The 22967-nt window shown below is 73.2% G+C and carries 19 protein-coding genes and 2 pseudogenes; 10 read left to right on the top strand and 11 right to left on the bottom strand.

Translation table 11 applies throughout. The annotated features are described in order from the left end of the window. Window positions 1–16 precede the first annotated feature (16 nt). A complete protein-coding gene (locus tag ACFUUZ_RS28715) occupies window positions 17–646 on the bottom strand; it encodes a hypothetical protein (RefSeq protein ID WP_378701608.1) in 630 nt (209 codons plus the stop codon). Between the two features lie 112 nt (window positions 647–758). Here ACFUUZ_RS28715 and ACFUUZ_RS28710 point away from each other — a divergent pair, with 112 nt between their 5' ends. Beyond that, on the top strand, window positions 759–1685 hold the full coding sequence (locus ACFUUZ_RS28710; protein WP_378701607.1) for a DUF5996 family protein: 927 nt from the start codon (window positions 759–761) through the stop codon (window positions 1683–1685). Window positions 1686–1756: 71 nt separating this feature from the next. Here the strand turns inward: ACFUUZ_RS28710 and ACFUUZ_RS28705 are convergent, their stop codons facing one another. Together ACFUUZ_RS28705 and ACFUUZ_RS28700 are read right to left on the bottom strand one after the other, a co-directional pair. Beyond that, on the bottom strand, window positions 1757–2761 hold the full coding sequence (locus ACFUUZ_RS28705; RefSeq protein WP_378701605.1) for a polyprenyl synthetase family protein: 1005 nt from the start codon (window positions 2759–2761) through the stop codon (window positions 1757–1759). Beyond that, on the bottom strand, window positions 2758–3717 hold the full coding sequence (locus ACFUUZ_RS28700; RefSeq protein ID WP_378701602.1) for a hypothetical protein: 960 nt from the start codon (window positions 3715–3717) through the stop codon (window positions 2758–2760). The genes ACFUUZ_RS28705 and ACFUUZ_RS28700 overlap by 4 nt, the downstream gene beginning before the upstream one ends. Window positions 3718–3913: 196 nt before the next feature. Here ACFUUZ_RS28700 and ACFUUZ_RS28695 point away from each other — a divergent pair, with 196 nt between their 5' ends. Next, entirely contained in the window at window positions 3914–4408 is a 495-nt protein-coding gene (locus ACFUUZ_RS28695; RefSeq protein WP_378701611.1) for an SRPBCC family protein, read from the top strand. A gap of 1 nt (window position 4409) precedes the next feature. Here the strand turns inward: ACFUUZ_RS28695 and ACFUUZ_RS28690 are convergent, their stop codons facing one another. Both ACFUUZ_RS28690 and ACFUUZ_RS28685 read right to left on the bottom strand, forming a co-directional pair. Beyond that, window positions 4410–5537, bottom strand: a complete 1128-nt coding sequence (locus ACFUUZ_RS28690; RefSeq protein WP_378701609.1) for an NDMA-dependent alcohol dehydrogenase — start codon at window positions 5535–5537, stop codon at window positions 4410–4412. A gap of 64 nt (window positions 5538–5601) precedes the next feature. After that, a complete protein-coding gene (locus tag ACFUUZ_RS28685; RefSeq protein ID WP_378701600.1) occupies window positions 5602–7188 on the bottom strand; it encodes an MFS transporter in 1587 nt (528 codons plus the stop codon). A gap of 104 nt (window positions 7189–7292) precedes the next feature. On the opposite strand from ACFUUZ_RS28685, the gene ACFUUZ_RS28680 reads away from it, so the two are divergent. The 4 genes from ACFUUZ_RS28680 (at window position 7293) to ACFUUZ_RS28665 (ending at window position 14404) form a co-directional block, all read left to right on the top strand. Then, window positions 7293–7892, top strand: a complete 600-nt coding sequence (locus ACFUUZ_RS28680) for a TetR/AcrR family transcriptional regulator (RefSeq protein WP_378701597.1) — start codon at window positions 7293–7295, stop codon at window positions 7890–7892. A gap of 94 nt (window positions 7893–7986) precedes the next feature. After that, on the top strand, window positions 7987–9132 hold the full coding sequence (locus tag ACFUUZ_RS28675; protein ID WP_378701595.1) for an ROK family protein: 1146 nt from the start codon (window positions 7987–7989) through the stop codon (window positions 9130–9132). Window positions 9133–9149: 17 nt separating this feature from the next. After that, window positions 9150–10499, top strand: a complete 1350-nt coding sequence (locus ACFUUZ_RS28670; RefSeq protein ID WP_378701593.1) for an LLM class flavin-dependent oxidoreductase — start codon at window positions 9150–9152, stop codon at window positions 10497–10499. Window positions 10500–10516: 17 nt separating this feature from the next. After that, window positions 10517–14404, top strand: a complete 3888-nt coding sequence (locus ACFUUZ_RS28665; protein ID WP_378701590.1) for an ABC transporter ATP-binding protein — start codon at window positions 10517–10519, stop codon at window positions 14402–14404. A 4-nt stretch (window positions 14405–14408) separates the two neighbouring features. On the opposite strand, the gene ACFUUZ_RS28660 is transcribed toward ACFUUZ_RS28665, so the two are convergent. Next, on the bottom strand, window positions 14409–15431 hold the full coding sequence (locus ACFUUZ_RS28660) for a phosphotransferase family protein (protein ID WP_378701589.1): 1023 nt from the start codon (window positions 15429–15431) through the stop codon (window positions 14409–14411). A gap of 101 nt (window positions 15432–15532) precedes the next feature. Between ACFUUZ_RS28660 and ACFUUZ_RS28655 the strand changes: the two genes are divergently transcribed. Beyond that, complete coding sequence (locus ACFUUZ_RS28655; protein WP_378701587.1) at window positions 15533–16297, top strand: SDR family NAD(P)-dependent oxidoreductase; 765 nt, start codon at window positions 15533–15535, stop codon at window positions 16295–16297. Here the strand turns inward: ACFUUZ_RS28655 and ACFUUZ_RS28650 are convergent, their stop codons facing one another. From ACFUUZ_RS28650 to ACFUUZ_RS28640, 3 genes are all read right to left on the bottom strand, one after another. Further along, complete coding sequence (locus ACFUUZ_RS28650; protein WP_378701584.1) at window positions 16298–16879, bottom strand: TetR/AcrR family transcriptional regulator; 582 nt, start codon at window positions 16877–16879, stop codon at window positions 16298–16300. Between the two features lie 279 nt (window positions 16880–17158). Continuing rightward, window positions 17159–18466: an FAD-binding oxidoreductase gene (locus ACFUUZ_RS28645; RefSeq protein ID WP_378701582.1), complete on the bottom strand. Its 1308-nt coding sequence runs from the start codon at window positions 18464–18466 to the stop codon at window positions 17159–17161. A 74-nt stretch (window positions 18467–18540) separates the two neighbouring features. Continuing rightward, window positions 18541–19119, bottom strand: coding sequence for a TetR/AcrR family transcriptional regulator (locus tag ACFUUZ_RS28640; protein WP_378701580.1), 579 nt, complete (start codon window positions 19117–19119; stop codon window positions 18541–18543). A gap of 81 nt (window positions 19120–19200) precedes the next feature. On the opposite strand from ACFUUZ_RS28640, the gene ACFUUZ_RS28635 reads away from it, so the two are divergent. Further along, window positions 19201–21498: a glycoside hydrolase family 3 C-terminal domain-containing protein gene (locus ACFUUZ_RS28635; protein ID WP_378701578.1), complete on the top strand. Its 2298-nt coding sequence runs from the start codon at window positions 19201–19203 to the stop codon at window positions 21496–21498. A 9-nt stretch (window positions 21499–21507) separates the two neighbouring features. Next, window positions 21508–21618 (top strand): annotated as a pseudogene (locus tag ACFUUZ_RS28630) (transposase); the annotation flags it as partial. 2 nt (window positions 21619–21620) lie between these two features. On the opposite strand, the gene ACFUUZ_RS28625 reads toward ACFUUZ_RS28630, so the two are convergent. Next, window positions 21621–21917 carry a hypothetical protein gene (locus tag ACFUUZ_RS28625; protein WP_378701576.1) on the bottom strand — a complete coding sequence of 99 codons (297 nt, stop codon included), beginning with the start codon at window positions 21915–21917 and terminating at the stop codon, window positions 21621–21623. Window positions 21918–22048: 131 nt separating this feature from the next. Here ACFUUZ_RS28625 and ACFUUZ_RS28620 point away from each other — a divergent pair. Beyond that, a pseudogene (locus tag ACFUUZ_RS28620) lies at window positions 22049–22402 on the top strand (transposase); the annotation flags it as partial. 301 nt (window positions 22403–22703) lie between these two features. Here the strand turns inward: ACFUUZ_RS28620 and ACFUUZ_RS28615 are convergent. Beyond that, window positions 22704–22967, bottom strand: a 264-nt coding sequence (locus ACFUUZ_RS28615) for a MerR family transcriptional regulator (RefSeq protein ID WP_378701574.1), incomplete at its 5' end; no start/stop codon positions are given.

Raw genomic sequence — 22967 nt, 5'->3', positions numbered from 1 at the left:
GGGCCCAGCGGTGTGTTCAGACCGCGACGGCGTGCCCGACCACGATGGGGCCGTGGTAGTTCCGCGCGTCCACCTCGACGACCGCGGCGTCGGGGCCGACCGGGTCGAGCAGGTTGCGCACCGCGCCGTAGGACTCGTGGGTGGCCAGCCGGACCGCGCTGCCGGGGCGGATGCCGACCGACAGCTCGCCGGTGGCGGTCTCCAGCCGGAGCGCGCCGCTCGCCGCGTCCTCGACCCGGATGTCGCCGCGGGCCGTGGTCGCGGTGACCGCGCCGCTCGGCCGCTCGATCCGGATGTCGCCGTCGGCGACGGCGAGTTCGCAGCCATCGAAGGCGCCCGCGGTGTGCAGCGTGCCGAGCGCGACGGACGCCGTCAGCCGGGAGCCGGTGGGCACCTGGATGTCGACCGCGACGGTCGGGGTGCCGCCGAACGGGTTCCAGCGCCCGCGCCGCATCTCGACGGTGAGCTCCCCGTCGGCCAACTCGACCCGGAACTGCTGGGCCGCGCGCACATCCGTCTTGTTCCGCGGGTCGGCGGGCCGGACCTCGACCACGGTCTCGGGGCGGTCGGTCGCGGTCACCGTGACGATGCCCGCGGGCACCTCGACGGCGGCGGTGATCGGGGCGGGGGTGGTGAAGACGCTCATCTCGTTCTCGCTCTCAGTTCTTATGCGTAGATGTATACGTAGGAGAACTATAAGTAGAAGTGTGCGTATACGCAACCCTCCGAACCGGCTAATCTGTGGCAAGCTCGAGGGCATGAGTGGGAATTGGCCCCGGCTGCGGGTGGCGGAGTGGATGGACACCAGGGACACGCTGCACATGTGGACCCAGATCGTCGGCAAGATCCGAATGGCGCACGCGCCGCTGGTCAACCACTGGTGGGAGGTGGCGCTGTACGTGAGCCCGCGCGGGCTGACCACCTCGCCGATCCCGTACGCGGACGGGGTCTTCGACTTGGAGTTCGACTTCGTCGAGCACCGACTGCTGGCCAGGACCAGCGCGGGCGAGAGCCGGGCGGTGGCGCTGGAGCCGAAGAGCGTGGCGGACTTCTACGGCGAGGTCATGGCGGCGCTGGAGGCGCTGCGGGTGCCGACCACCATCCGGCCGGTGCCGAACGAGGTCGAGGTGGCGATCCCGTTCGCCGAGGACATCACGCACGCCTCCTACGACGGGGACGCGGCGCAGCGCTTCTGGCGGCAGCTGATCCAGGTGGACCGGGTCTTCGGGGTCTACCGCTCGCACTTCGTCGGCAAGTCGAGCCCGGTGCACTTCTTCTGGGGCGCCATGGATCTCGCCTGCACCCGGTTCTCCGGCCGGACCGCGCCGCCGCACCCCGGCGGCGCCCCGAACTGCGCCGACTGGGTGATGACGGAGGGGTACTCACAGGAGCTGGCGAGCTGCGGCTTCTGGCCCGGCGGCGGCGAGGAGGGCGCCTTCTACGCCTACGCCTACCCGGAGCCCCCCGGCTATGCCGAGCACGCGGTCGGCCCCGGCACCGCCGAGTACCGCCGCGACCTGGGCGAATTCGTGCTCCCGTACGAGGCGGTCGCCGATTCGGCCGACCCGGACCGCACCCTGCTGGAGTTCCTGGACTCCAGCTACGCGGCGGCCGCGACCCTCGCCGACTGGGATCGCGGCTTCCTCGAGGACGATCCGCAGCGGCTGCGCAAGCATCTGCGCTGAGCCCGGACTCCGGTCCGACGCCGGCCGGGCGCGGCGCGCTGCCTATCGGGCTCGAGCGGATGCGGCGGCGCTCAGCCGGCCTCGAGGATGGCGGCGGCGAGCTGCGCCAGCTCGCCGCGCGCCACCGGCTCCAGCGCGAGGCCGTCGATCTCGTTCCACGCGGCCCGGGTGCGGGCACCCGCCTCGCCCTCGGTCCACCCCCTGGCGCCGGTGGCCTCGATGAGCGCGATGACCCGCGCGGTCGTCGCCTCGTCGAACTCGGCGTCGGCGGCGTACAGCTCGCGCAGCTCGGGCGAGGCCGCGAGGGCGTAGACCACCGGGGCGCTCTTGCGGCGGGCCCGCAGGTCCGAGGCGGGTTTGCCGGTGACGGCGGTGTCGCCCCAGATGTCGAGCAGGTCGTCGGCGAGCTGGAAGGCGATGCCGAGGTCGTTGCCGAACCGGTCGAAGCGCTCGGCCTCGGCTCCGGCGGGGCCGAAGAGCGCGCCGAAACGACAGGCGCAGCCGAAGAGCGAACCGGTCTTGCCCGCGAAGGTCGCCAGGCAGTCGGCCACGCTCACCTCGGTTCGCGCGCTGCCGCGCAGGTCGCGCTCCTGGCCCTGGCCGAGCAGCCGAAGGGTGACGGCGAGCCTGCTCAGCGCGGTACGGGCGGCGGGGTGCTCGCGGTCGGCGAGCACCTCGAAGGCGAGCCCGATCAGCGCGTCGCCCGCGAGGATGGCCTCGCCGAGCCCGAAGTGCGCCCAGACGGTGGGGCGGTGCCTGCGCAGCAGGTCCCGGTCCATGACGTCGTCGTGCACCAGGCAGGCATTGTGCAGCAGCTCGACGGCGGCCGCTGCGGGCAGCACGTCGGCGGTGCGCGCGCCGGTGGCGTCGGCGCAGAGCAGGGTGAAGGCCGGGCGCAGCAGCTTGCCGTCGAGCCTGCCGGTCGGGGTGCCGTCCAGCTCGAGCAGGCCGAGCTGGTAGCCGCACATGTGGCGCAGCGGGCCGTCCAGCCGGTCGATCGCCGCGCTCAGCACGGGGAGCAGTTGCTGCCGGGTGCGCGCCAGGATGGGCTGCACCGGGTGCGAGAGCACGGTCATCCCGCGGTGCCCCCGCCCGCAGCGACCCGGTAGCGGCCGGAGCTCGCCGACCAGTCCAGGTGCCCGCGCATCCACGACCGCATGCCCGCCAGGTAGGCGGCGAGCTCGGCGCGGTACTCCGGGTGCGCGGCCAGCACCTCGGCCTCGGCGGCGTGGAAGTCGCGCAGCCGCTCGGCGGCGCGGGCCCGGCCCAGCTCCACCGCGGCCGGCCGCTGCACCCCGCGCCAGTGCTCGAGCAGCAGCACCAGGTTGTGGTACTCGCCGAGCGCTGCCTCCTTCTCCAGCGAGACCAGGTCGTTGGTCCAGCACACCACGTCGCAGGCGGCGTCGAGGGCGCGGGTGAACGGCGCGCCGCGGTACACCGGCTCCGGCAGCTCGATCCCCTCGACCACCTCGATCAGGTCCATGCACGGGTAGATCGCGCCGGTGTGCCTGCGCCGCTCCAGGTACTCGGCCTCGGTGGGGACGGCGCTGCGCACCCGGTTGTCCACCTCCCACACCACGGCGAGCGCGCACTGAGTGGCGTGCCCGGTGAAGCGCTGCCGCCAGACCTCGCCGGTGCCGGGTGCGGTGCGCCGCCACAGGTCGTCGAGGGCGCGCACGATGGCGGGGGCGTCGGGCTCGGCCGCCCGGCCCGCGAGCACCGCCATGACGGCGGTGAGCAGCGTCGCCAGCTGGTCCGGCGCGCGCCCGAGCGAGCCGTCGTCGAGCTGGTCGTCGAGCAGGAAGAGCCAGGCCAGCCAGTCGGTCACCAGCTCTAGCCCCCGCGCGTCGGCGGCCGGGTAGGTGGCGGCGGCGAAGGCGCCGAAGTCGGTCTCGGCGAACCGGGCGCGCACGCCGTCGCGCTCGACCAGGCCGTGGCCGCGCACCCATGCCTCGACGTGCGCGGCGGCGGAGTCGAGGTGCGGGTTGCGCTGCGGCGGTAGCGCCAGGAATACGTCGGCGAATGCGCTCATCCGCGCCCCCGAACCGTCATCGTCCACCTCTCTACCGAATGAGACTGCGGCAGAGACTATCTCGGATCGGTCCGCGCTGCCCGGCGGCGGGGGCCGAAGGCGCATACGGCTCATCCGGAAACGTCGTGGCTACGTTTCACAGAGGCTACTGTGAAAGCCTACGCACCCACGATCCGGAGGACCGGCCTTGGCCACCATGCACCCCTGTGAACTTGTCGACGCCGACTTCGTGAAAACGGCGCCGCACCGGTTCCGCAACAGCGTCGAGCTGGCAATCACCCCCGAGCAGCTGTTCGAGGTGCTCGCCGACGCCGAGGCCTGGCCGCGCTGGGCGAGCGTGATCACCAAGGTGACCTGGACCAGCGCACCGCCGATCGGGGTCGGCACCACCAGGACCGTCGAGATGCGCGGCGGCATCGTCGGCGACGAAGAGTTCCTGATCTGGGAACCCAACCGTCGAATGGCGTTCCGCTTCAACGCCTCCTCGACCTCCGCGGTGGCCGCGTTCGCCGAGGACTACCTGGTGGAGCCGACCTCCGAGGGCTGCAGGCTCACCTGGACGCTGGCGAACCGGCTGGCCGGGCCCGCGCGGTTCACCGGCGCGCTCGGCAAGCCGGTCATGAACGCGACCTTCCGCCGGTTCCTGACCAACCTGCGCCGCTACACCGACGAGCGCTTCGCGGCCGGGTAGCTCACCAGTCCGCGTCGGTGTACCGGACCACGCCGCGGATGTTGCGGCCCTCGAGCATGTCCCGATAGCCGTCGTTGACCTGCTCGAGCCGGTACTGCCTGGTCACCATGTCGTCCAGGTTGAGCTTGCCGACCTGGTACATGGAGAGCAGGTGCGGGATGTCGTAGTGCGGGTTGCCGCCGCCGAAGATGGTGCCCTGCAGGTTCTTCTGCAGCAGGGTGAGCATGGCGAGGTTGAGCGTGGTCTGGTTGTCGACCAGGTTGCCCATGGCGGTGAGCACGCAGGTGCCCGCCTTGGCGGTGATCCCCATCCAGAGGTCGACGTCGCCGCCGTGCACCTCGCCGACGGTCACGATCACCTTCTTGGCCATGCCGCCCGCGGTGATCTCGGCGCAGGCCGCGGTCGCCTCCTCGGTGGTGGCGTAGGCGTGCGTGGCGCCGAACTTCAGCGCCTGCTCGCGCTTCCACGGCACCGGATCGACCGCGAAGATGTGCCGCGCGCCCGCGTTCACCGCGCCCTGCAGCGCGGAGATGCCGAGCCCGCCGATGCCGATCACCGCGACGTCCTCGCCGGGGCGGATGTTCGCGGTGCGCACCGCGGAGCCGTACCCGGTGGTGACGCCGCAGCCGACCAGGCAGGCCACCTCGAACGGGATGGACGGATCGATCTTCACCACCGAGCTGCGGTGCACCACCATGTACGGGGAGAAGGTGCCGAGCAGCGACATGGGGTAGACGTTCTCGCCGCGCGCGGAGATCCGGAACGAGCCGTCGGTGGCCGAGGCGCCGCCGAGCAGCAGCGCGCCGAGGTCGCAGAGGTTGCGCAGCCCGGACTGACAGGACGGGCACTTGCCGCAGGACGGGATGAACGAGAGCACCACGTGGTCGCCGACCGCGACGTCCTCGACGCCGTCGCCGACCTCGATCACCACCCCGGCGCCCTCGTGCCCGCCGAGGACCGGGAAGCCCGCCATGGGAATGCCGCCGGTCTGCAGGTGGTGGTCGGAGTGGCACATCCCGGCGGCCTCCATCCGGATCGCCACCTCGTTCCGGCGCGGTGCGCCGATCTCGATCTCCTCGATCGTCCAGGGCTGGTTGAAATCCCAGATCAGAGCACCCTTGGTCTTCATGGTGAACCCGCCTTCGTCGCTGTCGCGCATCGCGCCGTCGGCGTCACCGTAGACCGTCATACAACTACGTGTCCAGTGTATGATCCCCAGTGCCGGACAATGCTTCGGACAGCTGTCCAGTCTGCTGCTCGCGCTCAGCGGGCTGCACCGCCGCCGCGCCCCGTTGCGCGCCGGGCGCCCACGCCCCGACCGCGGCGGCGGTCACCAGTGCGATCACGCCGAGCGCCGTCACGGCCTGGTGCGCGCCGTGCACGAAGGCGTCGACCGCGGCGTCGGCCAGCGGCTGCCCCGCCGGCCCCGCCTGCTCGGCCGCCGCGAGCGCCGCGGCCAGCGAATCGCGCACCGGTTCCCGCAGCGGTTCGGGCAGCCGCGCGACCACCGGGTCGATTCGCGCGGCGTACCCCGCGGCCAGGATGCTGCCCGCCACCGCGATGCCGACGGCGGCGCCGACCTCGCGCGCGGCGTCGTTCACCGCCGCGGCGACCCCGTGCTGCTCCACCGGCGTGCCCGCGACGATGGCAGCCGTGGCGGGCGAGGTGGAGAGCCCGACGCCCGCGCTGGTCACCAGCAGCGCCACGACGATTCCGCCGTAGGTGCTCGACGCGTCGGTCTGTGCGAGCATCAGCAGCCCGACGCCGATGATCGCCAACCCGACGCCGAGCACGAGCCGCAGCCCGAACCGCTCGGCCAGTTTCGGCGCGATCAGCGCCAGCACCATCATCGGAATCATCATGGGCGCCATGGCGAAGGCGGCCCGCAGCGGCGAGTAACCGAAGACCAGCTGCAGGAACTGCACGTAGACCATGAAGACACCGAACGAGACCAGGAACTGCAGCGTCACCGAGATGGTGCCTGCGCCGAACCCGCGGTCGGCGAAGAGCCGCACGTCGAGCAGTGGCCGGGCCTCCCGCAGCTCCACCGCGACGAAGGCCGCCGCCGCGATCGGCGCGAGCGCGGCCGGGATCAGCACCGCGGGGTGCGTCCAGCCGTGCAGCGGCACCTGCACCGCCGCCAGCACCAGCGCGCCGACCGCGGCGCCGGAGGTGACCGCGCCGAGCAGGTCGACCCGCGGCCGCGTCTCGTCCTGCGATTCCGGCAGCGAGAACGAGACCAGCGCCAGCGCGACGCCCGCCAGGCTCATGGCGACGAAGATCGCCGTCCAGGAGGAGAACCTGAGCAGCAGCCCGGAGCCGAGGATGCCGAGCATCGCGCCGATCCCCGCGACGCCCGCCCACACGCCGACCACCAGCCCGCGCCGGTCCGCGCCGAAGTTCGCCGTCAGCAGGGAGAGCGTCGACGGCATGACCAGCGCCGCCCCCGCACCGCAGACGCAGCGGGCCACGATGATCCAGGTCGGCCCCTCCGCGAAGAGCGGAACCGCCGAGGCCGCGGCGAAGACGATCAACCCGAGCACCATCATGGTGCGTCTGCCGTAGCGGTCGCCGAGCGCGCCGCCGAGCAGCACCAGGCAGGCCAGCGACAGCGTGTAGCCGTCCACGATCCAGGTGAGCTGGTGCTGGTCGGCGCCGGTGCGGACGGCCATGTCCGGCAGCGCGGTGTAGAGCGCGGCCATCGAGCCGATCACCAGCGCCAGCGCCAGGCAGGCCAGCGCCACCATCCACGCCCCCGACTTCCACACCCGCGTCGTCATCATCGCCCTCCCGGAGAAACGAAACTATCAGTATCGTAGCGGTACCCTCGGTAGCATAGGGGGTGGACGGCGCACCGCGCCGGAAGCGAGGAAAGCTGTCGGCCATGACGGATTCCGCGGAGATCGATCCCCGCAGGCTGCGGTCCCGGGCCCGACTGCTGGACGCGGCCACCGCGCTGCTGCGCAGCGGCGGGCTGGACGCGGTCACCGTCGACGCGGTGACGAAGGTGTCGAAGGTCGCCCGCACCACCCTCTACCGGCACTTCGAGAGCGCGGCGCAGCTGCGCGCCGCCACCCTGGAGCGGCTGCTCCCGCCGCCGGTGCACGCCCCGCCCGACGGCACGCTGCGCGACCGGCTGGTCGAGCTGCTCACCCGGCAGGCGCGGGTCATCGAGGAGGTGCCGCTGCACCTGGCCACCGTCGCCTGGCTCGCCACCGACCCCGGCGACGGCCCGGCCACCAGCGCGCTGCGCACCCGGCTGGTCGAGCAGTACCGGGTGCCCTTCGACGAGCTGCTCGACGGCGCGGAGGCGCGCGCGCTGCTCGGCGAGCACGACAGGGTGCAGGTGCTGATCCAGCTGGTCGGGCCGCTGGTCTTCACCCGGTTGGTCGGGCTCGGCGACACCTCGCCCGCCGCCTGCGCGCGGCTGGTGGACGACTTCCTCGCGGCCCGCGCGGCATTGGGCAGGGCGCGAGCAGAATAGATCAGCGTGCGCTGAAGCCTACGAACCGGCTGCCCGCGCTCCTAGCGTTGTCGACGCGGGTGCGGCGGAGACGAGGCGGAGGGTGGCGGCGACGGTGACGGACAACAGCGCGGCGGCGGTACTGCGGGCGGTGCTCGAACTCGGCCCGGTGCCGCGCAGCGTGGTCGCGCGGCACGTCGGGATCTCCCCGGCCACCGTGACCTGGCAGTCGCGGTCGCTGCTGGAGGCCGGGCTGCTGATCGAGCTGCCGGAGGCGGTGAGCCTCTCCGGGATCGGGCGCCCCTACTCGCCGCTGGCGCTGAACAGCGCGGGCACCGTGGTGATCGCGGTGCACATCGCCGCCGCGCAGACCACCGTCGCTGTGGTCGACATCGCCGGGGCAGTGCTCTCCGGCGACCAGATCCCGCACCGCTCCTTCGACCCCGACGACATCCTCACCGACGCGGGCGAGGCGATCGGCCGGGTCCGCGCCGCCGAGGTCGGGCGCCGCGTCCTCGCCGTCGGGGTCGCCATCGGGGGGCGGGTGGACCGGCGGGCGGGCACCGTGCTCGAGCACTCCTTCCTGCGCTGGCACGACGTGCCGGTGCGCGACCGGCTGGCCGCGGCCACCGGGCTCCCGGTCGAGCTGGACAGCCACGCCCGCGCGCTCATGCACGCCGAGCAGCTCTTCGGCAGGCTGCGCGGCACCAGCAGCGCGGTCATGCTGTTCGTCGGCAATGTGATCGACGCGGCCTTCGCGGTGCACGGCCGGGTGCACTACGGCCCGCGCTCCGCCGCGGGCTCCATCTCCCGGCTGGTCGGCGGCGCGGAGCCGCCGCGCGACGACTACTCCGACCACGCCCTGCTGCGCCGGGCCGCCGCGGCGGGCATCCCCGCGCACACCGTCCCCGAGCTGCTGGCCGCCGCCGCGACCGACCCCGGCGCGCGCGAACTCTTCGTCGAGCGCGCCGCGGTGCTCGGCCGGATCGTCGCCATGCTCGTCGACATCCTCGACCCCGAGGCCGTCGTGATCGTCGACCGCAGCCTGCCCGAGGTGCCCGCCGTGCGCGAGAGCTACGTCGAGACCGTGCGCGGCCACGCGGTGACCGGCGACGACCCCGGCGCGCTCATCGCCGCCTCCACCTTCCTGGGGCAGGTGCTGGAGACCGCGGGCGCGGCCGTCGCCCTGGACGCCCTGTACCGCGCCCCGCTGGACGCCGTCGCGCGCTGGGCGGATTCGACCGCCGAGCTCCCCGTGTGAAAGGACCACCGCCGCCCATGACCGCACCGAAACAGCTCCACCTGAACGCCTTCCTGATGTCGGTGGGCCACCACGAGGCCGCCTGGCGGCTGCCGGAGAGCGATCCGCACGCGCACATCGACATCGAGCACTACGTGGCGCTGGCCCGCACCGCCGAGCGCGGCAAGCTGGACTCCATCTTCTTCGCCGACAGCCCGGTGCTCATGGGCGATCCGGGCAGGCGCCCGCAGGGCAAGCTGGAGCCGACCGTCATCCTCACCGCGGTCGCGGTGCAGACCAGCCGGATCGGGCTCATCGCCACCGCCTCCACCAGCTACAACGACCCCTACAACCTGGCTCGCCGGTTCGCCTCGGTGGACTGGGTGAGCAGGGGGAGGGCGGGCTGGAACATCGTCACCACCGCCGGGGCCGACGCCGCGCGCAACTTCGGGCTGGACGACACCCCGGAGCACCGGGTGCGCTACCAGCGGGCGGCGGAGTTCGTCGAGGTCGCCACCAAGCTCTGGGACAGCTGGTCCGACGACGCGGTGGTGGGCGACAAGGAGCTCGGCATCCACGCCGACGCGGCGAAGGTGCGGTCGATCGGGCACCGCGGCGAGTTCTTCGCGGTGGACGGCCCGCTCAACGTCCCGCGCTCCCCGCAGGGCTACCCGCTGCTGGTGCAGGCGGGCTCCTCGGAGAACGGCAAGAACTTCGCCGCCCGCTACGCCGAGGCGGTCTTCACCGCGCAGCAGACCTTCGCGGACGCGCACGCCTTCTACACCGACCTCAAGGACCGCGCGCGCAGGCTGGGCCGCGACCCGGAGACCGTCAAGATCCTGCCCGGCATCGTCCCGGTGATCGGTGACACCGAGGAGGAGGCGCTGGCGCTCGACGCCGAACTGGCGCGGCTGATCTCACCCGAGTACGCCCGCGCCCAGCTGGCCGAGCGGTTCAAGCTGCCGGTCGAGGCGCTGGAGCTGGACCGCGAGCTCCCCGCGGAGCTGCCGTCCGAGGACGAGATCGAGGGCGCCAAGAGCCGGTTCACGCTGATCGTCGAGCTGGCGCGGCGCGAGCGGCTCACCGTGCGCGAGCTGATCACCCGGCTCGGCGGCGGCCGCGGGCACCGCACCGTCGCGGGCACCCCGGTGCAGATCGCGGACACCATCGAGGACTGGTTCCGGCGCGGCGCGGCCGATGGCTTCAACGTCATGCCCGCGGTGCTGCCCTCCGGGCTGGACCGCTTCGTCGACCGGGTCGTCCCGATCCTGCAGGAGCGCGGGCTCTTCCGCACCGAGTACACCGAGACCACGCTGCGCGGCCACTACGGCCTCGACCGCCCGGCCAACCAGTACGACGCCGCGGATCCGCTCGCGGCCGCGCGGTGATCCCGCAGAATGGGGAAGTGGTTACCTCAGCGAACGAACCGGGCGGCGACTGGGTCCGCTATCTGATCCGCCGCTGCCTGGCGCACCCGCGGGCCGTTGCGGGCGCGGCCGCGGGCGCCGCCGGTGCCGCGCTGCTCACCGCGGGCCTGCCGCTCATCGTGCGGCACGTGGTCGACGACCTCACCGTCACCGCGGACTCGGTACTGCCGTGGGCACTGCTGCTGCTCGGGCTGGGGCTGCTGCGCTTCGGCGCCTCGTTCCTGCGCCGGGTGACCTCCTCGCAGCTCTCGCTCGGGGTGCAGCACGACCTGCGCGGCGACCTCTTCGCGGCGCTGCTGCGGCTGGACGGCCGGGCCCAGGGCGAGCTGCGCACCGGCCAGGTGGTGAGCCGGGCGATCACCGACGTCACCCTGATCCAGATGTTCCTGCAGCTCATCCCGATCGTCACCGGCAATGTGCTGCTGCTGATCGCGGCGCTGGCGCTGATGACGGTCATGTCGCCCGCGCTCACCGTGGTCGCGCTGCTGGTGATCCCGGCGCTGTGGATCCTCACCCGGCGCAGCCAGCGCCAGCTCTTCCCGGCGAACTGGGACGCGCAGGCCAAGGCCGCCGAGGTCGCCATCCGGGTGGAGGCCGCGGTCGCCGGGGTGCGGGTGGTCAAGGGGTTCGGGCAGGAGCGGCGCGAGCTGGACGGGCTGGCCGGGGATGCCCGCGAGCTCTACCGCTCCCGGCTCCGGGTCACCCGGATCACCAGCCGGTTCACCCCGGCCGTGCAGTCGGTGCCCGCCATCGGCCAGGCACTGATCCTGGTACTCGGCGGCGTGCTGGCGCTGAACGCCTCGGTCAGCCTCGGCACCTTCCTGGCCTTCATGACCTACCTCGGTTCGTTCGTCGCGCCGATCCGGCAGTTCGCCATGCTGCTCACCGTGAGCCAGCAGGGGCGGGCCGCGCTGGACCGGGTGCGCGAGGTGATCGAGGCGGAGCCGTCTCCCGCATTCGCGGCGGCGCCCGCCGGCACGGCACCGGCCGCCATCGCGGCGGAGTTCACCGGCGCGCGACCAGCCACCGCCGCGGCGGAGCCATCCGGTGCGGCGACGGCGGCCGCCGCGCGGGCATCTGCCGCCGCGGGAACGGCGTCGCGCGCCGGAGGGCATGGTGCCACCGCGCCGCCCGGCCTCGGGTTCCACGGTGTGACAGTGGAGTTCGGCTCCACCACGGTGCTGGACGGGCTCGACCTCACCGTCGCGCCGGGCGAGACGGTGGCGATCGCGGGCGGTGCGGGCAGCGGCAAATCCACGCTGGCGCAGCTGCTCCCGCGGCTCCTCGACCCGGACGCGGGCAGCGTCACCATCGGCGGCACCGACATCCGCGAGCTGCCCGACCCCCGCGCGCAGGTCGCGATGGTCTTCGAGGACACCCACCTGGTGGCGGGCACGGTGCGCGCCAATGTCGCCTACGGCGTGCCGGACGCCACCGACGACGCCGTCCGACACGCGCTGCACCTGGCCGCCGCCGACGAGTTCGTCGCCGCGCTGCCGCAGGGGCTCGACACCAGGATCGGCGAGCGCGGCCAGCGGCTCTCCGGCGGGCAGCGGCAGCGCATCGCACTGGCCCGCGCCCTGCTCACCGCGGCGCCGGTGCTGGTCCTCGACGACGCCACCTCCGCCATCGACGCCAGGGTGGAGGAGCGGATCTTCCAGCGCATCGCCGCCGAGGTCGGCGGCCGCACCACGCTGGTGGTCGCGCACCGCATGTCCACCCTCGCCCTGGCCGACCGGGTCGCGGTGCTGGACGGCGGCCGCGTCGCCGAGCTGGGCACCCTGGCGCAGCTGCGCGGGTCCGGCGAGCTGTTCCGCGCGCTCTTCACCCCGCCGGACGTCACCGAGATCGCCGCCGAGCCGCCCGCGAGCGCCGCGCGCTCGGCGACCGCGCCGCTCTGGATCGAACCGGCCGACAGCGCCGACGACGACCGCGCCATGGAGCAGGCGGCCGCCGCCTTCTCCCAGCGCGCCGCGGGCGCGCCCGCCGGGCTCGGCCGCGGCGGCGCGGGCGGCGGCATGATGACCGCCGCCCCGCCCAGCGGCGACGTCCGCGCGCAGATCGACGCCCTGCCCCCGGTCGCGGGCGAGCCGGAGGTGCCCGACTCCTTCGCCCGCACCCCCGACCCGGAGTTCGGCGCCGCCCGGCTGCTGCGCCCGTTCGCCGCCCCGCTGCTGGCCGGGCTCGGGCTGGTGGCGCTGGACGCGCTGGCCCAGATCCTGATCCCGGTGCTGGTGCGGTACGGCATCGACCACGGCGTGCTGGCGGGCGCCCGCGACGTCGTGCTGCTCGCGGCCGCCGCGGCGCTGGTCGTCTGCCTGCTGGACTGGGCGATCGGCGTCGGGCAGCTGCGGGTGATGGGCCGGGCGGGAGAGCGGCTGCTCTACGGCCTGCGCGTGAAGACCTTCGCGCACCTGCAGCGGCTCGGGCTGCAGTACTACGAGCGCGAACTCGGCGGCCGGATCATGACCAGGATGACCACCGACGTGGACGGCCTCTCCGCCTTCCTGCAGACCGGGCTGGCCACCGCGCTCACCAGCACGCTCACCGTCGCCGGAGTGGTGATCGCCATGCTGTTGATCGAACCGCGCCTGGCGCTGGTGGTGCTGGCGCTGCTGCCGGTCCTCGTGCTCTCCACCGCGGTCTTCCGCAGGCTCTCGGTACCCGCCTACGTGCTGGCCAGGGAGCGGGTCTCGGCGGTGAACGCCTACCTGCAGGAGAACGTCGACACCATCGCGGTGACCCAGGCCTACCGCAGGGAGCCGCACAACCGGGCCGAGTTCGAGCGGCGCTCCTGGTCCTACCGGAACGCGCGGCTGCGCAGCCAGTACCTGATGGCGGTGTTCTTCCCGTTCATCGAGCTGGTGTCGGTGCTCGCCACCGCCGCGGTGCTCGCGGTCGGCGTGCACGACGTGCGCGAGGGCGTGCTCACCGCGGGCACCCTGATCGCCTTCCTGCTCTACATCGACCTGCTCTTCACCCCGATCCAGCAGCTGTCGCAGGTCTTCGACAGCTACCAGCAGGCGGTGGTCGGCGTCGACCGGCTCGGCGAACTGCTGCGCACCCCGGTCGCCACCCCGGAGGCCGCGGACGCGGTGCCGGTCGAGCGGCTGGCGGGCCGGATCGAGCTGCGCGACGTCGCCTTCGCCTACCACCCCGACACCCCCGACGTACTCTCCGGCGTCCGGCTGAGCATCGCCGCCGGGCAGAAGGTGGCGCTGGTCGGCGAGACCGGCGCCGGGAAGTCCACGCTGGTGAAGCTGCTCGCCCGGTTCTACGACCCGACCGCGGGCACGGTGCTGATCGACGGCGTCGACCTGCGCCGCTACCGGCTCGCCGACTTCCGCGCCCGGCTCGGCATCGTGCCGCAGGAGCCGTTCCTCTTCGGCGACACCGTGCGCGCCGCCATCGCCTACGGCCGCCCCGGCGCCGAACCCGCCGAGATCGAGTGGGCCGCCCGCGCCGTCGGCGCGCACGAGATGATCGCCGGGCTCGAACACGGCTACCACCACCCGATCGGCCCCAACGGCCGCGCGCTCTCGGCCGGTCAGCGCCAGCTGCTCGCGCTGGCGCGGGCGCAGCTCGTCGAGCCGGACATCCTCATCCTGGACGAGGCCACCGCCTCGCTCGACCTCGCCACCGAGGCCAGGGTGCGCGCCGCCGTCGACGTCCTCACCGCGGGGCGCACCACCCTGGTCGTCGCGCACCGCCTCGCCACCGCCGCCGACGCCGACCTCATCGTCGTGGTCCGCGGCGGGCGGATCGAGCAGACCGGGACGCACGCCGAGCTGCTCGCCGTCGACGGCACCTACCGGGAGCTGTGGGCGGCCTACGTCGGCGACGGCGCCGCGGCGCCGCAGCCGTGACCCGTCAGAAGGGCGGGTTGTCGGCGGCCTCGGCGGCGGCGTCGAGCAGGGCGAGCACCTCGGCCGCGCGCGGCGCGGTGCCGGCCACCAGGTTCTCCGGTTCGGCCTCGACCCGGCGGATGATGCCGGCGTAGATGGCGGCGATCTTCCAGATGCCGAGCACGTACCAGAAGCGCAGGGCGGTGCGATCGCGGCCGGTGGCGTCGAGGTAGAGCTCGGCGAGGCCGGCGCGGTTCGGCATGCCGGGCAGCGGGGGCAGGCCGAGGCCGAAGGTGGGCAGCTCGGGGTCGGGCCAGAAGGCGAGGGCGTACCCGATGTCGGCGAGCGGGTCGCCGAGGGTGGAGAGCTCCCAGTCCAGCGCGGCGACCACGGTGCCGTCGTCCGGCGCGGTGATCACGTTGCGCAGGTGGAAGTCGCCGTGCACCAGCCGCAGCTCCTGCTGCTCCGGGATGGTCGCGGCCAGCCGCTCGGTAATGGCGTCGAAGGGGGCGCTGTCGCCGGTCCAGCTCTCCCGCCACTGCCTGGTCCAGCGCTTGAGCTGGCGCTGCGCGTACGGGCCGTGCCCGGCGAGGCCGGTGAGCCCGGTGGCCGCCAGGTCGACGGCGTGCACCCGGGCCAGCACCGCCATCATGGAGGCCGCGAGCGCGCTCCTGCGCTCCGGGCCCATGGTCTCCAGCACGGCGGGCTCGTCGATCACCACGCCGGGCACGAACTCCATGAGCACCGCGGTGCTGTCGGTGACCGCGCCGGGGTCGGCGACGCCGAGGATGCGCGGCACCGGGACGTCGGTCGGCTCCAGCGCGCGCAGGATGCCCGCCTCCCGGCCGACGTCGTGCGCCGACTGCAGCAGCGTGCCCAGCGGCGGCCTGCGCAGGATCCAGCGGTGCTCCGCCTCGTCGCGGACCAGGAAGGTCAGGTTGGACTGCCCGAATCCGATGCGCTGCAGCGAGATCGCGCCGGTGCGGTCGATGCCGAGCCGATCCAGCCAGGCGGTGAGGGCAGCGTGGTCGATGGCGGAGCTGTTCAACGGCGGGTCCTTCGCGTTCCGGGGCGAAGGCCAAGCGTACGACAGCGGCTAATGGTTGTTAGCCTGATCGGGACCGATTCATTGACTGCCAGGAGGTCGGAGTGGCCGGCGTACTCGATTTGTTCAGCCTGCGCGGCAAGGTGGCCGTGGTGACCGGCGCCTCGTCCGGGCTCGGCGTTGCCTTCGCCCGCGCGCTCGCCGAGGCGGGCGCCGACGTGGTGCTCGCCGCCCGCCGGGTGGACCGGCTGAAGGAGACCGCGCTGCTGGTCGAGCAGGCCGGGCAGCGCGCGCTCGCGGTGCAGCTCGACGTGGCGAACCCGGAGGACGCCAAGGCGGTCGCCGAGGCGGCGGTGCGCGAGTTCGGCCGGATCGACGTGCTGGTCAACAACGCGGGCATCGGCACCGCGGTGCCCGCGCTGCGCGAAACCCCCGAGCAGTTCACCCAGGTCATCGACGTGAACCTGAACGGCTGCTACTGGATGGCGCAGGCCTGCGCCGCCGTCATGGAGCCGGGCAGCAGCATCGTCAACATCTCCAGCGTGCTCGGGCTCACCACCGCCGGGCTGCCGCAGGCCGCCTACGCCGCGAGCAAGGCCGGGCTGATCGGGCTCACCCGCGACCTGGCCCAGCAGTGGAGCGGCCGCCGCGGCATCCGGGTGAACGCGATCGCCCCCGGCTTCTTCACCTCGGAGATGACCGACCAGTACAAGGACGGCTACCTGGAGAGCCAGATCGGCCGGGTGCTGGTGAACCGGCTCGGCGACCCGGCCGAGCTGGCCGCGGCGGTGGTCTTCCTGGCCGGGGCCGCGGGCGGCTACGTCACCGGGCAGACGCTCGCCGTCGACGGCGGCTTCACCGTCACCTGATCAGACCGCGCCGACCAGCCGCAGCGCGAAGTCGGCGTACTGCCAGACGATCTCGTTCTCGCTGAACTCGCCGTCGTCCCGGAACCAGGTGGCGACGCCCATGCCGAGGTCGAGCACCGCGTAGGAGGCGACGCGGGTGGACGTCACCCGGAACACCCCGGCGGCCACCCCGTCCGCGATCAGCGCGCGGAACTGCTGCTCGTACTCGGCGCGCCGGGCCAGCACCGCCGAGCGGTGCGGCTCGGTGAGGCTGCGGATCTCCCGGTTCCCGACGAACGCCTCCGCGCGGTGCCTGGCGTGGTAGCGCACGTGCGCCTCCACCGCCCGGCGCAGCCGCTCGGTCGGGTCGGCGGTGCCCGCGACGGCACGCCGGTGCGCGTCCTGCAGCGCGTCCATGATGCCGTCCATGATCTCGGCGAGCAGCTCCTGTTTGGAGGCGACGTGCTTGTACAGGCTGGGCCCGCGGATGCCGACCAGCGCGCCGATCTCGCTCATGGTGGTGGCCGGGTACCCCTGGCGCATGAACAGCTCCAGCGCGGCCCGGCGGATGGCGGCCGGGCGCGCCGACGCGGTGCTCGTCATCCCGGCTCCCTCCTCGCGGCTAATTCATCGTAGCCAGGAGAGCGCGCTCGGCGCGCCCGCAGGCCGCCTCAGCGCACGCCGCGCAGCAGCCTGCCCGGCCGCGCACCGGTGTCGGCGCCGTCGCGCCGGGTGACCACGCCGTGCACGACGGTGGCGCGGTCACCGCGGTGCTCGACCTGCCCGGCGCCCCGCGGAACCCGCTGATCACACCGGGACAGGCGCGGAGACTCGTGGGGACCGTCGAGCGCAGCGCCGTCCGCCGCCCCGACGAACCAGCGGTCACCCGACCGGGAAATTGGCGCGGATGACGCCGCGCGGGTCGCGGTCCTTCTTGACCTGTCGGAGCCGCGCCAGGGTGGCCGGGTCGAAGGCGAGTTCAGCGGATTCACCCGGCGCCAGGAAGGTGTACGGCTTGGCGCCGGTGAGCTGTGGGCCGAGCCGGTCGACGATGGCGCCGAACCGGCTCCGGATCGCATCGAGCAGGTGCGGCAGGCCGAGCCCGAGCAGATACAGCGCGTAGGGCTCGCGCACCGGTCCGCGTGCGCCACAGTCGGGGCGGGGCTCGGCCAGTGCGCCGCCGAGGCCGCGCAGCTGGATGTTGAGCAGTGGTGCCACCGGCGCCGCGATGAGCGTCTCGACCACCGCGCCATCGAGATCGGTGAGCAGTTCGCCGCGGGAGAGCGAGGGGCTCGGCTCGGTGGGTTCGGCGGTGATCGTGCCGATCCGGTCGGGTGTCAGCACTCCGCGGGTATCGGCGAGGACGCCGCCGAGCGTGTCGAGGCGGGCGGTGAGTTCCCGGCCCTGCTCCGGTTCGCCCAGGTAGGCGAAGTCGATCGCGACGGTCGGCTCGGCGCCGGGGATCTGGTAGCGCTGCAACCAGAGCGTGAGTTCGGCGGGGGCGTCCTCGGTGAGCTCGGTGAACAGGTCGAAGGCCGCCCGGGCCTTGTCGGCGGCCCACATCACCCGCCCGCCGTAGAGCCGCGGCAGCGGGAACAGCTCGAACTCGATCGCGGTGACGACCGCGAAATCGCCGCCACCACCACGCAGTGCCCAGAACAGCTCCGGGTCGGAGTCCGCGGTGACCCGGCTCGCCGTGCCGTCGGCGGCGACGATGTCGACCGCGCGCACGGCGTCCGCGGCCCAGCCGAAGGTGCGGGCGAACCAGCCGAACCCGCCGCCCAGGGTGTAGCCGGCTACCCCGACCACCGGGTTGCTCCCGGCGAGCCCGGTCAGCCCGTGCGCGGCCGCGGCGGCCTGCACCGCACCCCACTGCACGCCGGCGCCGACCCGCGCCACCCGGCGTTCGGGGTCGATCGCGATGTGGTTCAGCGCGGCGGTCCGCAGCAGGATCGCGCCGTCGGTGTCGCCGGTCGCGCCGTGCCCGGTCGGCTGCGTCACGACCTGCCTGCCCGCGACCCCGGCATAGCGCAGCACCGCCGCGATGTCGTCGGCGTCCGCGACCTCGACGACCGCGTCCACCGCGGGCGGCACCGCGGTGTTCCACGGCCGCGCGGCCGCCTCGAAACCGGCGTCCCCCGCCGCCAGCACGCCGCCGCGGGTCATGCCGCGCAATTCCTCGATCCCCATTGCCCCGTCCTTCGTTCGCCGTTCTCGGTGTCGGAGGAAGGACGACGCGGGGGTGTGCCGGTGTGACACGCGGGTCAGCGGGCGAGCAGGGCCCAGAGATGGGCGAGGTGCTCGGCCATGTCGACCTCGGGGTCGTAGAGCCACTGCACCTGCAGCCCGTCCAGTAGCGCGACCGCCAGCACCGCGAAGCGGTCGGGGTCGAGGTCGGCGCGCAGCTGCCCGTCGCGCTGGAGTTCGCCGACCGCGTCCGCGATCAGCTGCCGGATCTCCCGATAGCGGTCCCGGAAGTGCGGGTGCGCGGGGTGCTCCGGGCGCACCGCCTCGGCGGAGAACCGGGTGTACAGCTCGACCAGCCCGGGTACCTCGGCATTGTGCCGGATCAGGCGGACCAGCCCGGCGGGCAGCTCGGGCGGGGCGTCCGGGGCGAGGAAGGCCGCGCGGTCGGCGGCGTCGCGGCGCGCCAGGATGGCGGTGAAGAGCTCCTCCTTGCTGCCGAAGTAGTGCAGCAGCCCGGTCTGGCTCAGGCCGACCGCGTCGGCGAGCTCCCTGACCGTTGTCCGGCCGTACCCGACCCGGGCGACCAGCTCCAGCGCGGTTTCCAGGATCTCCTCGCGCTTGGCGATTCCCTTCGAATACGAGCCGCGCCGGGTCACGCCGTGACTGTACTCGGCGGGCCTTGCCCGTGAAAACCGAATGGCATACTGTTTTTAGTACCCCGACCCCGAGGAGTCTCGATGGCGAGCGATATCAGCGATCTGTCCCCGGCCGAGCGCGCGGCGCTCGGCAGCGGCGCGGACTTCTGGACCACGAAGGCGATCGGGCCGGTCGGGTCGCTGGTGCTCACCGACGGGCCGCACGGGGTGCGCAGGCAGACCGGGGCGACCGACCACCTTGGGTTGTCCGGGAGCGAGCCCGCCACCTGCTTCCCGCCCGCGGTCGGGCTGGCGCAGAGCTGGGATCCGGCGCTGGTGCGGCGGGTCGGGGAGGCGCTGGGGCGGGAGGCGCGGGCGCTCGGGGTGGATGTGCTGCTCGGGCCCGGGGTGAACATCAAGCGGGATCCACGCGGGGGCCGGAACTTCGAGTACTACTCGGAGGATCCGTACCTGACCGGGCGGCTCGGCGCGGCCTGGGTGGACGGCGTGCAGAGCGCGGGGGTCGGGGCCTCGCTCAAGCACTTCGCGGCCAACAATGCCGAGCACGACCGGATGCGGTCCAGCTCCGATATCGATCCGCGGCCGCTGCGCGAGATCTACCTGCGGGCCTTCTCGCACATCGTGCGCACGGCCCGGCCGTGGACGGTCATGTGCTCCTACAACCGCATCAACGGCGTGCCTGCGGCGCACAACCGCTGGCTGCTCACCGAGCTGCTGCGCGGGGAGTGGGGGTTCGACGGAGTCGTGGTGAGCGACTGGGGCGCGGTGTCGGACCGGGCCGCGTCGGTCGCCGCCGGATTGGATCTGACCATGCCCGGCGGCGCCGGTGCCGGGGACGAGGCGGTGGTCGCCGCGGTCGAAGCGGGCGCGTTGTCCGCCGCGGCGGTGGATACCGCCGCCGCGAACGTGGCCGCGCTGGTCGCCCGGGTGCGCGTGGCGCAGGAGCAGGCCGCGGGGGTGGTCGCCGGCGGCGACCGGCGTATCGACGCGGATCGCGCCGAGCCGGGATCACCGAGTGTCGGGGCCGTGCCGGGATCACCGGCCGCCGAAGGCGCGGGGACCGCGCCGCTCGCCGACGAGCACCACCGCCTGGCCCGCGAGACCGCCGCCCGCTGCATCGTCCTGCTGCAGAACGACCGCGATGTCCTCCCGCTCACCCCCGGCCGCTCGATCGCCGTCCTCGGCACCTTCGCCACCGAACCCCGCTACCAGGGCGGCGGCAGCTCGCACGTCACCCCGACCCGCCTGGACACCCCACTCGACGAGATCCGCGCCCTGGCGGGCGGCGCCACCGTCACCCACCGCGACGGCACCGACCGCCATGCGGCGGTCGCCGCGGCCGCCGATGCCGATGTGGCCGTCCTCTTCCTCGGCCTCGCCGCCGACCAGGAATCCGAGGGCTTCGACCGCGACCACATCGAACTCCCCGCCGACCAGCTCGAACTGCTGACCGCGGTGGTCCACGTCCAGCCGGACACCGTCGTGGTCCTCGCCCACGGCGGCGTGCTCCGCCTCGAGCCGGTCGCCTGCCTGGCCCCGGCCGTCCTGGACGGCGGGCTGCTCGGCCAGGCGGGCGGCGGGGCCGTCGCCGATGTCCTGTTCGGCGTCGTGAACCCGTCCGGCAGGCTCGCCGAGACCGTCCCGGTCCGGCTCCGGGACACCCCGGCCTACCTGAACTTCCCCGGCGAGAACTCGCACGTCCGCTACGGCGAGGGAATCTTCGTCGGCTACCGCTGGTACGACGCCCGCGACATGGACGTCTGCTACCCCTTCGGCCACGGCCTCTCCTACACCACCTTCGGCTACGGCGGCCTGACCGCCGAGCCCGCGGGCGACGGGCTCACCGCGCGGCTCACCGTGACCAACACCGGCACCAGGACCGGCCGCGAGGTCGTGCAGCTCTACGCCGGGCTCCCGGAGTCGCAGGTCCAGCGCCCGGTGCGGGCCCTGGTCGGCTCCGCAGTCACCGCCGAGCTGGAACCCGGTGCGAGCGAACAGGTCACCATCGAGGTGACGCGCGAAGACCTCGCCTACTGGGAGACCCGCACCGAATCCTGGGTGGTCGAACCCGGCCGCTACCGCCTCTGGGCCTGCGCCTCCAGCCGCGACCTGCGCGCGGAGACCGACCTCGACCTCCGCGGCGACGTCGTGCGCATCCCGATCACCATGGACTCCACCCTGGGCGAGGCACTCGCCGACCCGAAAGCAGCGGCCGCGCTGGCAGAGGTCTTCGGCGGCATGGCCGAGAGCATGGGCGACGGCAGCGCCATGGGCATGGACATGATGCGCATGATCGCCTCCATCCCCCTGAACCGCCTCACCGGCTTCGGCATGGACCCGGACAAGCTCCGCAGCGCGCTCGCTAACGCCGGCGACTGAGCGGTCCGGCTGTATCTGGAGTCGGATCCGAAGCCGACGATCCGCAAACTAGCCCAGCAGCTGGGCGTGCACCACGAAGCACTGCGGAACTGGATCCACCAAGCCGATGCCGACCAACGACCTCAACCCGCTGCCGATGATCTGGCCGAGGAGAACAAGCGGCTGCACAAGCAGGTCGCCGAGCTGGAGCGAGTCAACGACATCTTGCGTTCGGCGAGTGCGTATTTCGCCTCGGAGCTCGGCCAGACCCGGATGTGATCGTGCGCTTCGTCGAAGCCAGCCCGCACCCGGTCGAGCTCGTATTGCGGGTCCTCGGTATCGCTTCCTCGACCTACTACCGGTAGCGCAAACGCGCGGTGCAGCCGTCGGCGCGACAGCTCGCCGACGAGAAGTTGCTGGCCGAGATCGTCGATATCCATACCAGCTCCGGCGGCACCTACGGATCTACGCGATGCCGGCCCGCCGCGGGCTCGGGGTCGGACGCAAACGAGTGGAGCGGGTGATGCGCGGCGCCGGGCTGCAGGGCGCGTTCCTGCGCAAACGGTAGCGGATCGCCTCCACACGGTCGGATCCCCGGGCCGCGCCGGCCCCGGACCTGGTCGAGCGCGTCTTCACCACCTACCGCCCCGACAAGCCCTGGGTCGCCGACGCCACCCGCATCCCGCGCGGTCAGGGCGCGTTCTGGCCGGCCGCGGTCCGCGACGCGTTCTCGAACCGGATCGTGGGTTGGAAGACCTCGGACCGCTGCGACACCCACCTGGTCCCCTGTGCCCTGGAATACGCGGGCTGGAGCCGCGACGTCCGCGATGGCGGCCTGGTCCATCACAGCGACCGCGGCTCGACCTACACCGCGTTCCGCTTCGCTAATCGGTGGGCCGACAATGGAATCGCACAGTCGATGGGCTCGGTCGGTGACAGCTACGACAACGCCCTCATGGAGAACTTCTTCTCCCCACTGAAGACCGAACTGGTTTATCGGCGCAGCTGGCGGATCAGGGAAGAAGCCGAGAACGCTCTGTTCGCCTCTCGACGGCTGGTGCAACACCCAACGCATCCAGAAGAAACTCGGCTGGCGGTCACCCGACGAGTTCGAGGCCGTCCAACATCACCCGGTCCCGGCCGGAACCTGATATCCCCGCCCTCCAGCAAGCGGGGGAACCTCAGCTCGCTGCTCGCTCCTGTCCACCGCGCCCGCACTGCAACGGTCACGCACTCACTCGGCCGTCCTGGGCTGTGCCGGGCTCGTCGGTGTCGGCGCGGAGCTGGTCGCGCTCGGCGGTCAGCGCCGCGTTGTCGTCCTCCAGCTCCAGGATCCGGCCGATCCCGGCCAGGTTGACGCCCTGGCTGCTCAACTGCGCGATCCGCCGCAGCCGAGCGAGGTCGTCACCGCTGTAGCGGCGGGTGCCGCCGGGGCTGCGCGCCGGGGTGATGAGCCCGTGCTGTTCGTAGAGCCGCAGGGTCTGGACCGC

The sequence above is a fragment of the Nocardia sp. NPDC057353 genome (assembly GCF_042667085.1).
In the GTDB taxonomy this organism is placed as follows: Bacteria; Actinomycetota; Actinomycetes; order Mycobacteriales; family Mycobacteriaceae; genus Nocardia.
This window is presented reverse-complemented; position numbering and strand designations above follow the sequence as displayed.

What these genes read in the sequence shown, in the direction of transcription:
- ACFUUZ_RS28715 (WP_378701608.1), bottom strand. Translation starts at nt 646, where the DNA reads ATGAGCGTCTTCACCACCCCCGCCCCGATCACCGCCGCCGTCGAGGTG.
- ACFUUZ_RS28710 (WP_378701607.1), top strand. Translation starts at nt 759, where the DNA reads ATGAGTGGGAATTGGCCCCGGCTGCGGGTGGCGGAGTGGATGGACACC.
- ACFUUZ_RS28705 (WP_378701605.1), bottom strand. Translation starts at nt 2,761, where the DNA reads ATGACCGTGCTCTCGCACCCGGTGCAGCCCATCCTGGCGCGCACCCGG.
- ACFUUZ_RS28700 (WP_378701602.1), bottom strand. Translation starts at nt 3,717, where the DNA reads ATGAGCGCATTCGCCGACGTATTCCTGGCGCTACCGCCGCAGCGCAAC.
- ACFUUZ_RS28695 (WP_378701611.1), top strand. Translation starts at nt 3,914, where the DNA reads ATGCACCCCTGTGAACTTGTCGACGCCGACTTCGTGAAAACGGCGCCG.
- ACFUUZ_RS28690 (WP_378701609.1), bottom strand. Translation starts at nt 5,537, where the DNA reads ATGAAGACCAAGGGTGCTCTGATCTGGGATTTCAACCAGCCCTGGACG.
- ACFUUZ_RS28685 (WP_378701600.1), bottom strand. Translation starts at nt 7,188, where the DNA reads ATGACGACGCGGGTGTGGAAGTCGGGGGCGTGGATGGTGGCGCTGGCC.
- ACFUUZ_RS28680 (WP_378701597.1), top strand. Translation starts at nt 7,293, where the DNA reads ATGACGGATTCCGCGGAGATCGATCCCCGCAGGCTGCGGTCCCGGGCC.
- ACFUUZ_RS28670 (WP_378701593.1), top strand. Translation starts at nt 9,150, where the DNA reads ATGACCGCACCGAAACAGCTCCACCTGAACGCCTTCCTGATGTCGGTG.
- ACFUUZ_RS28650 (WP_378701584.1), bottom strand. Translation starts at nt 16,879, where the DNA reads ATGACGAGCACCGCGTCGGCGCGCCCGGCCGCCATCCGCCGGGCCGCG.
- ACFUUZ_RS28645 (WP_378701582.1), bottom strand. Translation starts at nt 18,466, where the DNA reads ATGGGGATCGAGGAATTGCGCGGCATGACCCGCGGCGGCGTGCTGGCG.
- ACFUUZ_RS28635 (WP_378701578.1), top strand. Translation starts at nt 19,201, where the DNA reads ATGGCGAGCGATATCAGCGATCTGTCCCCGGCCGAGCGCGCGGCGCTC.
- ACFUUZ_RS28625 (WP_378701576.1), bottom strand. Translation starts at nt 21,917, where the DNA reads ATGGATATCGACGATCTCGGCCAGCAACTTCTCGTCGGCGAGCTGTCG.